At 46.3% G+C, this 15,431-nt stretch carries 12 protein-coding genes; 2 read left to right on the top strand and 10 right to left on the bottom strand.

Annotation, left to right across the window (positions count from 1 at the left end; translation table 11 throughout):
- Positions 1 to 26: 26 nt before the first annotated feature.
- The 9 genes from H8S84_RS00750 to H8S84_RS00710 all read right to left on the bottom strand — a co-directional run bounded on the left by H8S84_RS00750 (position 27) and on the right by H8S84_RS00710 (position 11,354).
- Positions 27 to 1,184: an iron-containing alcohol dehydrogenase gene (locus H8S84_RS00750; RefSeq protein WP_187065364.1), complete on the bottom strand. Its 1,158-nt coding sequence runs from the start codon at positions 1,182 to 1,184 to the stop codon at positions 27 to 29.
- A gap of 235 nt (positions 1,185 to 1,419) precedes the next feature.
- Positions 1,420 to 1,764, bottom strand: a complete 345-nt coding sequence (rplT, locus tag H8S84_RS00745) for a 50S ribosomal protein L20 (protein WP_187065363.1) — start codon at positions 1,762 to 1,764, stop codon at positions 1,420 to 1,422.
- 87 nt (positions 1,765 to 1,851) lie between these two features.
- Positions 1,852 to 2,046 carry a 50S ribosomal protein L35 gene (gene rpmI / locus H8S84_RS00740; protein WP_187065362.1) on the bottom strand — a complete coding sequence of 65 codons (195 nt, stop codon included), beginning with the start codon at positions 2,044 to 2,046 and terminating at the stop codon, positions 1,852 to 1,854.
- Positions 2,047 to 2,069: 23 nt separating this feature from the next.
- Positions 2,070 to 2,594: a translation initiation factor IF-3 gene (infC, locus tag H8S84_RS00735; protein WP_187065361.1), complete on the bottom strand. Its 525-nt coding sequence runs from the start codon at positions 2,592 to 2,594 to the stop codon at positions 2,070 to 2,072.
- Positions 2,595 to 2,710: 116 nt separating this feature from the next.
- Positions 2,711 to 4,648: a threonine--tRNA ligase gene (gene thrS, locus H8S84_RS00730; RefSeq protein WP_187065360.1), complete on the bottom strand. Its 1,938-nt coding sequence runs from the start codon at positions 4,646 to 4,648 to the stop codon at positions 2,711 to 2,713.
- A gap of 11 nt (positions 4,649 to 4,659) precedes the next feature.
- A complete protein-coding gene (locus H8S84_RS00725) occupies positions 4,660 to 5,739 on the bottom strand; it encodes a tetratricopeptide repeat protein (protein ID WP_222621547.1) in 1,080 nt (359 codons plus the stop codon).
- Between the two features lie 159 nt (positions 5,740 to 5,898).
- On the bottom strand, positions 5,899 to 6,684 hold the full coding sequence (locus H8S84_RS00720; protein ID WP_187065358.1) for a tetratricopeptide repeat protein: 786 nt from the start codon (positions 6,682 to 6,684) through the stop codon (positions 5,899 to 5,901).
- Positions 6,685 to 6,748: 64 nt separating this feature from the next.
- Positions 6,749 to 9,499, bottom strand: coding sequence for a DNA gyrase/topoisomerase IV subunit A (locus H8S84_RS00715; RefSeq protein ID WP_187065357.1), 2,751 nt, complete (start codon positions 9,497 to 9,499; stop codon positions 6,749 to 6,751).
- Complete coding sequence (locus H8S84_RS00710) at positions 9,492 to 11,354, bottom strand: DNA topoisomerase IV subunit B (protein WP_187065356.1); 1,863 nt, start codon at positions 11,352 to 11,354, stop codon at positions 9,492 to 9,494. Before H8S84_RS00710 ends, H8S84_RS00715 begins: the two co-directional genes overlap by 8 nt.
- A gap of 344 nt (positions 11,355 to 11,698) precedes the next feature.
- Here H8S84_RS00710 and H8S84_RS00705 point away from each other — a divergent pair, with 344 nt between their 5' ends.
- The gene (locus H8S84_RS00705) at positions 11,699 to 12,835 is read left to right on the top strand and encodes an AI-2E family transporter (protein ID WP_187065355.1); all 1,137 of its coding nucleotides are present in this window, start codon (positions 11,699 to 11,701) and stop codon (positions 12,833 to 12,835) included.
- Positions 12,836 to 12,873: 38 nt separating this feature from the next.
- On the top strand, positions 12,874 to 14,379 hold the full coding sequence (locus tag H8S84_RS00700) for an exonuclease domain-containing protein (protein ID WP_230407004.1): 1,506 nt from the start codon (positions 12,874 to 12,876) through the stop codon (positions 14,377 to 14,379).
- A gap of 72 nt (positions 14,380 to 14,451) precedes the next feature.
- Here H8S84_RS00700 and H8S84_RS00695 read toward each other — a convergent pair whose 3' ends face one another.
- On the bottom strand, positions 14,452 to 15,393 hold the full coding sequence (locus tag H8S84_RS00695) for a 1-phosphofructokinase family hexose kinase (protein WP_187065354.1): 942 nt from the start codon (positions 15,391 to 15,393) through the stop codon (positions 14,452 to 14,454).
- Between the last annotated feature and the right edge of the window lie 38 nt (positions 15,394 to 15,431).

Here is a 15,431-nt window from a genome sequence, read left to right as displayed (position 1 = left end):
CCCATACAAGTAGCCTCTGCTTTTTTCTATAAACTCATGGTTAGTATCTCTTCTACATCCTTTACCTGAATGTCGGCTCGTTCGCCTAAGTTTTTAACCCCTCTTTCTTCAAAGCGCCTAACAATCTCTCTGATGGTGTCCTCTCCCACTTCATAGTCCTTAAGTTTCGTTTTGATGTCAAGTGTCTCAAAGAAGGCGATAGTGGCCTGTATCGTGGCTTCTAAACGTTCATCTTCTGTACCGGAGCTTACTCCCCACACGCGCTCACCATACTGTAGCAGTTTTTCTTTTTTTGTCTCCTGCTTATAGCGCAGCAGCGATGGCAACACTATGGCCAGGGTGCGGGCATGGTCGATGCCATGTAAAGCAGTTAACTCATGTGCAATATAGTGTGTGGCCCAATCTGTTGGCACGCCAACACGAATGATACCGTTCAGAGCCATGGTTGCGCACCACATAAAATTTGACATTGTATCATAATCCTGTGGATTCAAGATCGCTTTTGGCCCCTCTTCCTTTAGCGTCAGTAGTATGGATTCTGCCATTCTATCCTGCAGTGGCGCGTTTACCGGATATGTAAGATATTGCTCCAGCACATGAGTAAAGGCATCTACAATTCCGTTACTGATCTGGCGTAGTGGCAAAGTATAAGTTGTCTCCGGATCCAGCACAGAGAATTTCGGAAAAGTGAACGGACTACCAAAGGCAAGCTTTTCTTTTGTCTCTGCCCTGGTGATAACGGATCCGGAGTTCATTTCTGAGCCTGTGGCAGGCAAGGTAAGCACAGTACCAAACGGAACTGCTTTGGTAACAGGCACTTTCTTAGCAAGTATATCCCAGGCATCTTCTCCCTCATACTCCATTGCAGCCACAATAAACTTTGTTCCGTCTATTACGGAGCCGCCACCTACGGCAAGTATAAAGTCAATACGATGGCGCTTGGCTAGGTTTACTGCCTGCATCAATGTTTCGTAATGCGGGTTAGGTTCTATGCCTTTAAACTCAACTATACTTCTGTTGCCAAGTGCGGCTATTACCTGATCATAAACCCCGTTTTCTTTTATACTTCCACCGCCATAGGTAATCATCACGCGGGCATCCGCTGGTATTTCATCGGCTATGGCTGCAATCTGGCCTTTTCCAAAAATAATTTTTACAGGGTTAATAAATGTGAAGTTGTTCATAGTTAATTCGGTTCTATATACTTATCCTTCTGTTTATGACAGATGTTTTTAAATTGATTATGCTTAACAGTAGAGATACGTTTCGGTTTAGATAAATAGTATGTTAGTTGAAACTTTACAGGCTACTTAGTTAAGCTCGCGAGAAAATCTCCTATGGGCAGTGCTCGGTATGCTTGCTTAAAACAAAAAGGGCTTAGCATGTGCTAAGCCCCTCCTGTTATATATTGCTAGTAAATTACTTTACTTTATCAACGATGCTTTTGAACGCCTCAGGGTGGTTCATAGCAAGGTCAGCAAGTACTTTACGGTTTAAGTCGATGCTGGCTTTCTTAAGAGCGCCCATCAACTGAGAGTAAGACATGCCGTGCTCACGCGCGCCAGCGTTGATACGCTGAATCCATAAAGCTCTGAAGTCTCTCTTCTTTGCTTTTCTATCGCGGTAAGCGTAAACTAAACCTTTTTCAACTGCGTTTTTCGCAACTGTCCAAACGTTCTTGCGACGACCAAAGTAACCTTTGGCCATCTTCATTACTTTTTTTCTTCTGTGTCGTGCTGCTACGACATTGACTGATCTTGGCATTTTTTTAAAGTTTTAGCGGCTGGTGATTAAGTATAATCTTCAAAAAGACCAGGCGCCGGGTTCGTACTAATAGTTAACCTGAAATAATTAAATGTTAAGCATTGCTTTTACTCTGTCCATGTCAGCTGAGCTAACAAGGCCTGCATGAGTAAGGTTACGCTTCTGCTTCGTCGTTTTCTTGGTCAGGATATGGCTTTTGAACGCGTGCTTACGCTTGATTTTGCCAGTACCTGTCAAAGAAAAACGCTTCTTTGCACCAGATTTAGTTTTTACTTTTGGCATGTTTATAAAATTGATTGATAAAATTACTTTTTAACTGCAGGAGCAACCTTTGGCGAAAGGATAAGGAACATTCTTTTTCCTTCCAACTTAGGCAACTGCTCAACTTTAGCTACATCTTCCAGGGCTTGTGCAAATTTAAGCAATAAGATCTCGCCGCGCTCCTTAAACACAATGGTTCTACCAACGAAGTGAACATAAGACTTCACTTTAAAACCACTTTCCAGGAATCCTTTGGCGTGCTTCAGCTTAAACTCAAAATCGTGATCATCCGTGTTAGGACCGAAACGAATCTCTTTGATCACCACTTTCTGCGCCTTCGCCTTCATCTCGCGCGTCTTTTTCTTCTGCTCGTACTTAAATTTCGAGTAGTCGATAATTCTGCAAACTGGCGGATTAGCAGTCGGTGAAATCTCAACCAGGTCAAGATTCTGCTCATTTGCTATTTTCTGAGCATCTCTGGTCTGGAAAATTCCTTGCTCTACATTGTCACCAACTAGCCTTACTTCTCGGGCAGTTATATGTTCATTGACTTTGTATGGCTCTTCCACTTTTCCGCGTGGGACAAAGCGCCTGTTTTGAGTAGCTATGGTTGTTCCTCCTTAGTTTAGTTTATACAATTAGGCTGCGAATATCGCAATTTTTCTATCAAAATGAAAATATTTTCTTAATTGTTAAGCATTTCAGCGATTTTGCTCCTGAACATTTCGATGTATTCATCAACTGTCAGTGTTCCAATATCGCCTTCGCCATGCTTACGTACCGATACTGCGCCGCTTTCCTGCTCCTTCTCTCCTACAATCAGCATATAAGGCACTTTGCGAACTTCCGCATCGCGTATCTTACGGCCAATTTTCTCGTCGCGGTTATCCACGAAGCCTCTGATATCCTCCTGCTGCAGCTTGTCAAATATTTCCTGTGCAAAGTCATGATACTTTTCAGAAATAGGAAGTATGGCAAACTGCTCCGGGCTTAACCAAAGCGGGAAGTTTCCTCCGCAGTGCTCGATAAGTACGGCAACGAAACGCTCCAATGAACCAAACGGTGCTCTGTGTATCATGACAGGGCGGTGCTTGGCATTGTCTGCTCCGATGTACTCCAACTGGAATCTTTCTGGTAAGTTATAATCAACCTGAATAGTTCCGAGCTGCCATTTACGGCCAAGGGCATCCTTCACCATAAAGTCAAGCTTAGGTCCGTAGAACGCAGCCTCACCCAATTCGGTTACAGTGCGCAGCCCTTTCTCTGTGGCAGCCTCTATAATAGCATTCTCTGCTTTCTCCCAGGCTTCGTCGCTTCCGATGTATTTCGCCTTATTATTCGGGTCGCGCAAAGAGATCTGGGCAGTATAATCTTCGAAGCCTAGAGCCTTGAAAACATAAAGCACCAGGTCAATTACTTTCGTAAACTCTTCCTTCACCTGATCAGGACGGCAGAAGATGTGCGCATCGTCTTGCGTAAAGCCGCGCACACGGGTTAAGCCGTGCAGTTCTCCACTTTGCTCGTAGCGATACACGGTACCAAACTCTGCCAAACGCACCGGTAGCTCTTTGTAAGAACGCGGACGTGTTTTATATATCTCGCAATGGTGCGGGCAGTTCATCGGCTTCAGGAAGAACTCCTCCCCTTCGCTTGGCGTTTTAATTGGCTGGAAAGAATCCGCGCCATACTTCTCGTAGTGGCCTGAAGTCACATACAGCTCTTTGCTACCGATATGCGGTGTAACTACCGGCTGATAGCCTGCACGTACCTGCGCTTTACGCATGAACATCTCCAAGCGCTCGCGCAGCAGCGTGCCTTTTGGCAACCAAAGCGGTAAGCCCATCCCTACTTTTTCAGAGAAAGCAAATAGCTCCAGCTCCTTACCTAACTTGCGGTGGTCGCGTTTCTTAGCCTCCTCCAGGCGCTCCAGGTATTCTGTTAGCTCCTTCTGCTTCGGGAAAGTAACGCCATAGATACGCGTCAGCTGCTTGCTGTTCTCATCGCCGCGCCAGTAGGCTCCTGCCACGTTCATCAGCTTAACAGCTTTTATAGGGCTTGTATTTGGCAGGTGCGGTCCGCGGCAAAGGTCAACAAAGTTACCTTGTGTGTAGAACGTAATGCTACCGTCCTCCAGGTCTTTGATCAGATCCAGCTTATACTCGTCACCCTTTTTAGTGAAGTAGTCTACTGCTTCAGCTTTAGATACTTCGCGGCGCTCAAAGTCGTTTTTGTTACGAGCCAGCTCCAGCATCTTCTGCTCTACTTTTGCAAAATCATCCTGAGAGAAAGACTGCTCCCCTAGATCCACATCGTAGTAGAAACCGTTCTCTACCGGAGGTCCGATACCGAACTTTATGCCGGGATACAGCTCTTCCAGCGCCTCTGCCATCAGGTGAGCAGAAGAGTGCCAGAAAGTGTTCTTTCCTTCGTCATCATTCCAGGTGAGCAGCTGCACCGTTGCATCTTCGTTTATAGGGCGCGTGATGTCCCAAATAAGACCGTTTACTTTGGCAGCAAGCACATTTCTAGCTAAGCCTTCGCTTATACTTAGTGCAATCTCGTGGCTGGTTACGCCCTGGTTGTACTGGCGCATGGAGCCGTCTGGCAGTGTGATGTTGATCATGTATCTAAAATCTATTGTTCTATGTTAGTCCGATAGACAGCTATGCTATCGGGTACTGGTCTTGTTAATTTATACTTTAAGCGGCTTATAGCCTGGTAACCATACGTATAGCGTGGCTCTACATCTACCAAGTCCTGGTATGTCTGCAAAGCCTTTATATATTGTCCGTTTCGCTCATAAGCTCCGGCTATGGTGCTTAAGTACTTCGGCTCTCTTTTATACTTCCTGTAAACTTTCTCCAGGTGTTCTAATGCCAGAGAATTGTTGCCTTGAGTATAAGCCGCCATGCCCAGCCTGTAATGGGCACCGCTAAGGGTATCGTTTAAAGCAACAGCTTTGTTAAAACTATACAGGGCACTGTCCTGCCTTTGCTCCCCCTGATAAAGCAAGCCTTTGTAATACCACAGCCTGCCCTCTTCCGGATCCAGTTTTTCGGCAGCTTTTAAGTATGGTAGTGCTGCTGCATACTCTCCCCTATTAACAAGGATACCTACCAGTTCGCGGTGTGGCTGCATAAAGTTTGGCTGCTGCTCCAGGGCGAGCTTATAATTTCTTACAGCTCTTGCCGTGTCTCCTGTTGCCTCCTGCACCCTGCCTCTGTAATAAAAAGCGTAGGCATCCTTCGGCGACAGATCCTGAGCTTTGTCCAGGTATAATTTAGCTTGCTTATAGTCATTGCGCTGCAAGTATAACTCGCCGAGCAACACATACAGTGAGCTACTCTGGTACGAATTACGCTCTGCCTGCAATGCAAGCGGCAAGGCTTCTTCCTGCCGGTTTAGCGCCCTTAACACCTGAGCCTTTACAAATAAAGTATAAGGCTCATTCTTGGTTAGCCGTACCGCATTGTTTGCATCATCCAGGGCTTTCTCCAACTCCCCCTTCCGAAGCAGCACCACGGCGCGTCTGGCATATAAACTCCCGTCGCGCTTGGACTGCAGAATAGCGGCGTCCAGGTTTTTTAGCTGGGCCTCCTCATCGTCCTTTACTTCCGACAGGTTTACCATTCGCTCCCGGTTCGCCTCTTCGCCAGCGCAGGCACTTGCCAACAGCAGCACAACCAATCCCCACAAGTATAAAATTCTTTTCACCGGCATATTACAAGCAGCAGCCTAAAGACTCCTTAAGTGCGCTAAATTAAGACAAATTACCTAAATAGAATAACACATTATCTCTTAACAACAGGTATACAAAGCAGAAAGCCTGCTCACCAATGGTAAGCAGGCTTTCTGAAGATATCTTGAATATGCTTAAACGTTCGTTTTCTCTTGCAGCATAATCTTACAGCGCCTGCTTAACTCTAACTCTTCCTTGGTATCCAGGGTTAGCGTTAGTGCTTTCGTAAGCGTGGTAATGCAAGCTTCCTTATCTTTCATTTCGTCATAGATCAAGGCAAGGTCGTAATAGTATCTGATGTTCTTCGGGTTGTAAGCAATGGCTTTTTCCAGGGCATCGGCTGCATCTTTGTTTGTAGCAAGTCCGCACACTCCTCCGAATAAGAATTTAGAGGCGGCCTTTTCAGCAAAATTCAGGTTTGCCATTTTAAAGTACCACCTGCCAAGCAAATGCCAAGAACCTGCGTGTTTTGCATCAGCAGCTAAAGCCGCATCTACAAAAGATTTAAGCTCATTTATGTTTACAAGTCGCTCTTTAGGACCAGATACCAAGGCCTGGCTGCCAAGTGAAAGCGCCATGACATAATTAGACTCTGCATCAAGTGGATTTAGCTCATATGCCTTGTTAGCATATTCCCTTGCTTTGGCAATGTGCTCCAGCCGTTTTGTTTCATCAGTGTATCTCTCGCTGATGCGGCAGTGCAGGTAACTCGCTTTGCATAAGGCTACATAGTTCTCTGATGCTACACCAAGTATCTGCTCGTAAACAGCAAGTGCTTCGCTATCTTTATACTTATCCAGCAACTGCTCGGCACGCTGCAACAGCTTTTCATGCTCCGACACTCCACCGTCTGCCAGGCTGGCAAACGCAGTGCAAAGGAACAACAGAATTACAGGAAATGCTTTACAAAGTCTTCTCATATACTATACTACACAATACAAACTACGGAATATCAAAGACTTTTGCAAGGAAAGAGCAGCCGGATCAGAAAAGATCCAGCTGTTTTTTCTCTTTAAGGGCTTTGATTTCCTTGTTACCGTGTGTCTCCTCTTCTACGGTTTCAGCATCAGAGAGTTGGGTACCGCTAATTTTTGCTGCTTCTTCTGCTAATTCCTTCAGCTCAGAAGGCAGTGTTACAGGCGCCTTTCTAGGAGCAGCTTTCTTTGCTTTCCCCTTCTCGTCCTGTGGCTGCTCTACGGTATCCATCTTCGGCACTTCCACGTCAAATATCTTGAAGTAGTTGAGTTTGTTACCCATCGCTTTCCAGCCTTTCACGTCGATAAAGTCGCTCAGTAACAGTTTCTCAGTCGCTTTCTCACCGCGCAGACTCAGCTTGAACTTGATAGTTGCTAATGGCTGCGAATGCGTAGAAACAGCTTCCAGTCTGGAGTTCTTGCTTTCGGAGATGAAGGTAAACTTCTTGCCTACTGTACTTGTCTCTATTTTAAAGCGCTTCACATAGTAAGTCTTGTTATCTCCGTCGTAGTAGATCGCCGAAATCACCAACTCAGGTTCGAACTTCTGCAGCACCTTAATCTTCTCTACTGTGTAGTGGTTGCTCAGGTCAAACGTTGTCTGCTCGTAAGTACCATCCTCATAGATCACAAGTATGGTATCGTCGGTATTGAAAGAACCTAAGTAACGGCCACGCCCTTCGGTGTTCAGTCTACCGATCACTTCATCGTAGTAAATCTCACGCCCTCCCAGAGTAGAATCGCCTAAGCTCTTCTGAAGCACTTTCTTGATCGGGTACTTGGTTACGATGTTACCATTGGAGCCTTTGCCTTTGATCATCAGCTCCGCAAAGTCATAGTCGAACTGCTTGTTGCGGGCTGTAGATTGCGGTGATAAAGTTATACTTACCACCTCAGACTCTGAGTTAGGGTTGGCCGTCAGGTAATGCACTTTAGAGCCTTTGCTGCCTTTGGTCAGGTCATACTCCTTATCTCTGGTGATGGATTTCACAGCGAAGCGTTTCGCAAACGATACACCCGTCTTACCATCCACATAGATCATGTTGTACACCATGTGCTCATCGTTCTTGTTGTAAACGCCAGCCATGATGATGTCCTTACCAACGAATGTCTTGTCAGCTACTTTGGTTACAGTAAACTTACCATCCTTACGGAACACAATGATGTCGTCCATATCAGAGCAGTCGCACACAAATTCGTCTTTACGCAAGCTGGTACCGATAAAGCCGTCTTTGGCATTCATGTATAGCTTTTGGTTCGCAATGGCCACTTTCTGCGCGGTGATCACGTCGAAAGTTTTCACCTGCGTTTTGCGGTCACGGCCCTGGCCATACTTCTTCAGAAGGCCTTCAAAGTATGCAATCGCATAACGGATCAGATTAGCCAGATTATCATCCACCTCAGCCATCTCTTCTTCCAGCTTGTTGATGTATTCATCTGCTTTGAAAGAGTCATACTTGGAGATACGCTTGATCTTGATCTCTGTCAGACGGATAATATCATCCTGCGTTACCTCGCGGCGCAGCAGCTTCTTGAACGGATCAAGTCCTTTATCGATAGCTTCTAATACAGCTTCCCAAGTCTCACACTCTTCGATGTCGCGGTAAATGCGGTTCTCGATGAAGATCTTCTCCAATGAGGAGTAGTGCCATTTGTCTTCCAGTTCTCCTTTGCGGATCTCCAGCTCACGCTTCAGCAGGTCTACTGTTTTAAAAGTAGAAATGCGCAGCAACTCATCCACGTTCAGGAAGTGTGGCTTATCATCAATGATCACACAGGTGTTCGGAGAGATAGAAACTTCGCAGTCCGTGAAGGCATACAGTGCATCCATCGTTAAGTCAGGTGAAACACCCGGAGGCAACTGTACCTGTATCTCCACGTCAGCTGCCGTGTTGTCGATCACCTTTTTGATTTTGATCTTGTTGTTCTCGCTCGCTTTTACGATCGATTCCATCAGACCGGTAGTGGTTATACCATATGGCACATCACGGATGATGAGCATGGTCTTATCCACCTTCTCAATGGTAGCGCGCACACGTATCTTACCGCCTCTTGCTCCACCGTTATAGTTGGTAACGTCTACCTGACCGCCGTTCGGGAAGTCTGGCAGCAAGGTGGTGCTACGGCCTTTCAGCACATCAATAGAACCTTTGATCAGCTCCTTAAAGTTGTGCGGCATGATCTTCGTAGACAGACCTACGGCAATACCTTCCACACCCTGCGCAAGTAACAGCGGGAATTTTACCGGCAGTGTAACCGGCTCGTTTTTACGACCATCGTAGCTCAGCTGCCACAGCGTTGTCTGTGGATTGAACACCACATCCAGGGCAAACTTAGACAAACGAGCCTCAATGTAACGTGGCGCAGCCGCACTGTCGCCGGTACGCACATCACCCCAGTTACCCTGTGTCTCGATCAGAAGGTCTTTCTGGCCCAGGTTTACCATTGCATCGCCGATAGAAGCATCGCCATGCGGGTGATACTGCATGGTCTGACCGATAACGTTGGCCACCTTGTTAAAGCGACCATCGTCCATCTCTTTCATGGCGTGCAGGATACGGCGCTGCACCGGCTTTAAACCGTCTTCAATAGCTGGTACTGCACGCTCCAGAATTACATAAGAAGCATAGTCTAAGAACCAGCCTTCGTAGAGGCCGGCAACAGGGGTTACGTTATGGATAACTTCTTCATCGCCATCTGTAAACGCAACCTCTAATTCGTCCTCTTTTTCTATCTCGTTATTCAACTCGTCGTTATGCATATACTTCTTCAACTATGTCTTTTTCAATCTTCAAATTATCGATAATAAAGTTCTGGCGCTCCGGCGTGTTCTTGCCCATGTAGTAGCTCAAAATCTTCTGTATCGTGGTATCCTTTTGCAGGATCACCGGCTTCAGCTTAATGTTGTCGCCGATAAACTTGCCAAACTCGTCCGGTGAGATCTCTCCCAAACCTTTGAATCGGGTAATCTCAGGGCGCTTGCCCAATTTCTGTATCGCTTCCTGCTTCTCCGTTTCGTTGTAGCAGTAGATCGTCTCTTTCTTGTTGCGCACACGGAACAGCGGCGTCTCCAATATAAACACGTGGCCGTTACGCACAAGATCCGGGAAGAACTGCAGGAAGAACGTTAATAGCAGCAAGCGAATGTGCATACCATCCACGTCGGCATCGGTAGCGATTACCACGCGGTTGTAACGCAGGTTTTCCAAGCCCTCCTCAATGTTAAGGGCGTGCTGCAGCAGGTTAAACTCCTCGTTCTCGTATACTACCTTCTTCTTAAGGCCATAGCAGTTCAAAGGCTTACCTCTTAAGCTGAACACCGCTTCTGTATCCACGTTTCTGGACTTAGTGATAGAACCACTTGCAGAGTCACCCTCGGTAATGAACAGCGTAGACAGCATTGAATTCTCGTGCTTATCTTCGTTGAAGTGCAGTCGGCAATCGCGCAGTTTGCGGTTGTGCAGGTTAGCTTTCTTGGCACGCTGGTTAGCCAGTTTCTTCACACCGGCCATGTCCTTGCGCTCACGCTCACTCTGCTCAATTCGCTTCTTCAGCGCCTCGGCTGTTGTCGGGTTCTTATGCAGGTAGTTATCAAGGTTCTCCTTGATAAAGTCGTTGATATAAGCTCGAACAGCAGGTCCATCTGGTCCCATATCAATTGAGCCTAACTTAGTCTTCGTCTGCGATTCGAACACTGGTTCCTGCACACGCAGCGAGATGGCACCAACTATAGAGCCACGGATATCAGCGGCATCGTAATCTTTCTTGAAGTGCTCGCGAACTGTCTTCACGATGGCTTCACGGAAAGCTGCCAGGTGTGTACCCCCCATTGTTGTGTACTGACCGTTCACAAACGAATAATATTCTTCGCCGTAGTCATTGCCGTGGGTAACTGCCAACTCAATATCCGCACCTTTCAGGTGGATGATCGGATAACGCATAGCTTCCTCATCGGCTTTGTTTCTGAGCAGGTCCAGAAGTCCATTCTCAGAATAGAATTTCTTACCGTTGAAGTTGATGGTAAGGCCGGCGTTAAGGTACACATAGTTCCAGATCTGGTTCTCCAGGTACTCTGGGTTGAACTGGAAGTTTTTGAAGATCGTATCGTCTGGCGTAAAAACAGTAAGCGTACCGTTACGCTGCGATGTTGCCTCCAGCGCCACGTCGTTTGTAAGCACGCCTTTCTCAAACTCAGCCACCTTCATCTGCCCGTCACGAACAGACTGAATGCGGAAATGGCTGGAAAGCGCGTTCACTGCCTTCGTACCCACACCGTTCAGACCTACTGACTTCTGGAAAGCTTTGCTGTCGTACTTACCACCGGTGTTGATCTTGCTCACACAGTCGATCACCTTGCCCAGCGGAATACCACGACCATAGTCGCGCACCTGCACCTTGTGGTCAGATATTTTAATGTCGATGGTTTTACCGAAACCCATCACGTGCTCGTCGATGGAGTTGTCGATTACCTCTTTCACCAAAATGTAGATACCGTCGTCAGCAGCCGAACCGTCGCCAAGTTTACCGATGTACATACCAGGACGCAGCCTAATGTGCTCGCGTGGTTCGAGGGAGCGGATACTGTCTTCGTTGTAATTGTGTTCTAACTCTGCCATTCTATAAGCGTAAGTGTAGTTGTTTAGGTAAATTCAATCGGAAATATAGAAAAATAAAAGCGACCAGCTGCAACAATTAGTTCCAGCCGTCAAACAATTAGCAAATAACTAAAATAATTAGCTAAATTTTTTAGCAAAATCATTGTGTGGTTCTATGCGCTACTACCTTTCTACTTCTATAGAACCATAAAATTAAAGCGCTGGTTCATCAAAATCAAGTTATTTACCAGTTACTTTAGCTATTGTTTTTAGCAAATTAATATATGAAAAAATGTATAGATTACGCTCAACATTTAGTTACTTTAGAGCACAATGCATGCCTGCTTTTTTAGGCTTAGCGATATATGGAATTAAAACTACCTAAGTACCTTCAGTTTATACTTATCCTGCTTGGCATCGCCCTACTGGTGGGAATATTGCAAACATTCAAATCGGTGTTGGTACCGCTTGCTTTTGCCCTGCTCTTTGCACTGCTCCTGCTACCGTTGGTAAACGACCTGGAGCGTTTTCGCATACCTAGGCCAATTGCTATACTCATTTGCATCATTTTGATTGTGACTGTGCTGGGTGGTATAGTATGGTTTCTGACAATGCAGCTCATTAGCCTAACCTCAGAGTTAGATACTATCGGTGAGAATATTGGAGATTTGATAGACAGGGTACAGTTATTCCTGTACGAAAAAGTAGGCCTAGAACCTTCGAACCGAACAGATTTGGTTCGGAACGCCATTGGCGGTCTGCAGGATATCACTACCACCTTCCTGGGTAGCACAATCTCTATGACAACGGGTGCCCTGTCCATGTTGGTATTGATGCCCATTTTCGTGTTCTGTTTTTTATACTACCGCGATCACCTGGAGCAGTTCCTCTTTAAGTTTGTTGCCAAAGACAGACGCAGCAGCCTGATACAGACAGTTATGAATATACAGCAGGTGGTGCAGAGTTACATCTCAGCCCTAATGATCGTGATCTTTATAGTGGCTCTGCTAAACTCTGCGGGTTTGTTGTTACTGGGTGTTAAGTATGCTATTTTCTTTGGGATCTTTGCCTCCATACTTACCATCATACCTTACATCGGAATCCTGATCGGGGCTACGTTACCAGCCTTGCTCACGCTTGCCACTACTGGTCACCTTTTTGATGCAGTATTGGTAGTTGCAGTCTTTATGTTTGTGCAGTTCCTGGAGGGCAATTTTATCACACCTTATGTAGTGGGTTCGAGGGTAAGTATAAATCCTTTCGCAGCCATAGTGGGCTTGCTTATTGGTGGCGAGATCTGGGGAGCACCCGGCATGATCCTGTCTATTCCGTTTATTGCCATGCTAAAGGTAGTGTTTGATGTGTACCCGCCTTTAACACCGTTTGGATTCTTATTGGCTGACATAGACGAAGTGAACCATAAAAAGCGTGGCAGGGTCGGCAACTGGTTTAGCGAGATCTGGAACGGCATTTGGCACGGCAAGAAGAAAGAAGACAGGTAATTAAGAGTCTATATCGCATATAAAAACAGCAGCAGGATTTGAAACGGATTGCTAAAAAAATTGGTTTAGGAGATGAGGCATTAGCAAAGACTGGTGCACTGGAAGAGACGGACTTAAATCCTAACCATTTGTACGCGATAATAGACATTGAGACCACTGGCGGACAGCCTTCTCAAGACAAGATTACAGAGATTGCCATATTCATCCACGACGGACATCAGGTTGTTGACAAGTATAACACCCTCATCAATCCGCAGCGACCAATTCCATACTTTATTTCGCAGCTAACGGGCATTACCGACGAAATGGTAAAGGATGCCCCTAAGTTTTATGAGGTAGCCAAGGAGATTGTAGAGTTTACAAACGGGAAGGTGTTTGTGGCACATAACGTACGCTTCGACTATTCTTTTATCAAAAAAGAGTTTGCCGACCTGGGCTATACTTTTCAGCGCAAAACACTGTGCACCGTGCGCCTTAGCCGCAGCCTTATCCCGGGGTTACCCTCTTATAGTTTGGGCAAGCTTTGCAAAAGTATAGACATTCCGCTGAAACAGCGCCACCGTGCCATAGGCGATGCCGAGGCAACGGCCAAGCTGTTTGACAAGCTTATCAAAATTAACCGCCCCATAGTAGACGGCAACATGAACATGGCTGCCGAGCATACGTCGCAGGTGCTTAAGCAGGAGATCAAAACTTCTTTGCTGCCGCCTCACATTACAAAAGAACAGGTAGATAACCTGCCTATGGTGCCGGGCGTGTACTACTTCCACAACGAAAAAGGTGAAGTAATCTATGTGGGCAAGAGCATCAACATCAAAAAGCGCATTATCCAGCACTTCAACATCGATTATAAGAGCCGCAAATCGCTGGATTTTAAGAACAACATTGCAGACATCACTTATGAATTGATGGGCAATGAACTGGTATCTTTGCTGTTTGAGTCGGCGGAGATAAAGCGTATGAAACCGCACTACAACCGGCAGCAACGCCGTAGTGTGTTCAACACCGGCATCTTTACTTACATAGACGACAAAGGATACAAAAGACTCACCTTCGGAAGTATAAACAAGGCCGACGATGTGAGCATGACACCTATCATAGCCTTATCGAACCATTACAAGGCAAAGGGTTTTCTGTTTCATAAAGTAGGTAAGTATAACCTGTGCCAGAAGCTCTGCGACCTGTATAAAACTACCGGTGCCTGCTTTGATTACCAGGTGCACCAGTGCCAGGGAGCGTGTATTGGCAAGGAGAGCCCGGAAGAGTATAACCAGCGTGTAGATGCCGCCCTCGATTCCTTTACCTATGAGCATAACAGCTTTGTAATTATTGGCAAAGGCCGTGAGCCCGGCGAAAAATCAGTAGTGGTGATAGAGCACGGCACTTACCTTGGCTTCGGTTTTGTAGACCAGACCTTCTCCGCTTCTTCGTTAGATGATTTTAAAGGTGCCATTACCCGCTACAACGACAACAAGGATGTGCAGCAGATTATCCGCGGCCACATGCGCGGCAAGCACAAAGACAAAGTAATCGTGTTTGAGTAAAGTATAAATTTCGACTGGATAATACTTATCTCAATCATATTTGATAATTCTCAATTCGGAATTAATCATTAGTTACTTGTGCTCCTGCAGCCACTTGTAGATTTCTTCCGTGTCTTCTTTTCGGCAAAGCTCTGAACCCGGTGTCATGGTAGCGGCAGTGCCGGCTGCTACGCCATAGCGCACCACCTCGTCCAAAGGGCAGCCCTTCAGCAGGCTCATCACAATACCAGCCACCATACTATCGCCTGCGCCAACAGCACTTTTCAGCGGCACCGTTGGAGGCACCATGTAACTTATACCCTCTTTAGAGGCAAGCATAGCCCCACGTGGACCCAGCGACACAACCAGCACTTTGCTCTTACCTTCGTTTATTACCTGCATTGCAATCTCTTCCTGTTCCAATGCAGATATCTGATCTTTCCCTGCCAGCGCAGCTAGTTCTCCTAAGTTTGGCTTTAGTAAGTATACTCCCTCTCCTGCTGCTTTTACCAGTGCCTCGCCAGAAGTATCAATGATCAGTCTAAAATCTTTTTCATGGGCTATCTCTGCCAGGCGCAGGCAAAAGTCATTGGGCACTCCGGGGGGAAGGCTGCCACTGGCTACCACAAATTGTGGCACCTCACCCTGAGGCAGGTGCTTCAGCTTTTGCAGGCACTGCATCCATTCATCTTCGTAGGTTTCAGGGCCCGGCATACCAAACCTATACTGATTACCTGTTGTAGTTTCCATCACCATCAGGTTCTCCCGCGACCAGTTTTTAGTTCTGACCGTCCAAGTTGTTATTCCTTCTGCTTCCAATAATTTGCTTAGCATATCACCGGTTGGGCCACCAGATAAAAACCACGCACACGACTCTCCCCCTAACTTCTTGATGGCTCTGGATACATTGATTCCTCCCCCGCCGGGCTCAAAAACAGGCTCTTCGCAACGCAGCTTTTTCTCAGGCAGAACCTGGTCTACTTTTGTGCTTTTGTCTAATGCCGGATTAAGTGTGATCGTGATGATTTTATGCATTGTATTTCTATATAAACTCAGCTAATCTGGTTTGTTGA

Origin of the sequence: Pontibacter cellulosilyticus, assembly GCF_014306105.1 — a bacterium.
GTDB lineage: Bacteria > Bacteroidota > Bacteroidia > Cytophagales > Hymenobacteraceae > Pontibacter > Pontibacter cellulosilyticus.
This window is presented reverse-complemented; position numbering and strand designations above follow the sequence as displayed.

Bases quoted from the DNA above. Each gene is read 5' to 3' on its own strand.
- thrS (WP_187065360.1), bottom strand. From the start codon at position 4,648: ATGATCAACATCACACTGCCAGACGGCTCCATGCGCCAGTACAACCAG.
- H8S84_RS00715 (WP_187065357.1), bottom strand. From the start codon at position 9,499: ATGCATAACGACGAGTTGAATAACGAGATAGAAAAAGAGGACGAATTA.
- H8S84_RS00710 (WP_187065356.1), bottom strand. From the start codon at position 11,354: ATGGCAGAGTTAGAACACAATTACAACGAAGACAGTATCCGCTCCCTC.
- rpmI (WP_187065362.1), bottom strand. From the start codon at position 2,046: ATGCCAAAAGTAAAAACTAAATCTGGTGCAAAGAAGCGTTTTTCTTTG.
- rplT (WP_187065363.1), bottom strand. From the start codon at position 1,764: ATGCCAAGATCAGTCAATGTCGTAGCAGCACGACACAGAAGAAAAAAA.
- H8S84_RS00720 (WP_187065358.1), bottom strand. From the start codon at position 6,684: ATGAGAAGACTTTGTAAAGCATTTCCTGTAATTCTGTTGTTCCTTTGC.
- H8S84_RS00750 (WP_187065364.1), bottom strand. From the start codon at position 1,184: ATGAACAACTTCACATTTATTAACCCTGTAAAAATTATTTTTGGAAAA.
- H8S84_RS00705 (WP_187065355.1), top strand. From the start codon at position 11,699: ATGGAATTAAAACTACCTAAGTACCTTCAGTTTATACTTATCCTGCTT.
- H8S84_RS00695 (WP_187065354.1), bottom strand. From the start codon at position 15,393: ATGCATAAAATCATCACGATCACACTTAATCCGGCATTAGACAAAAGC.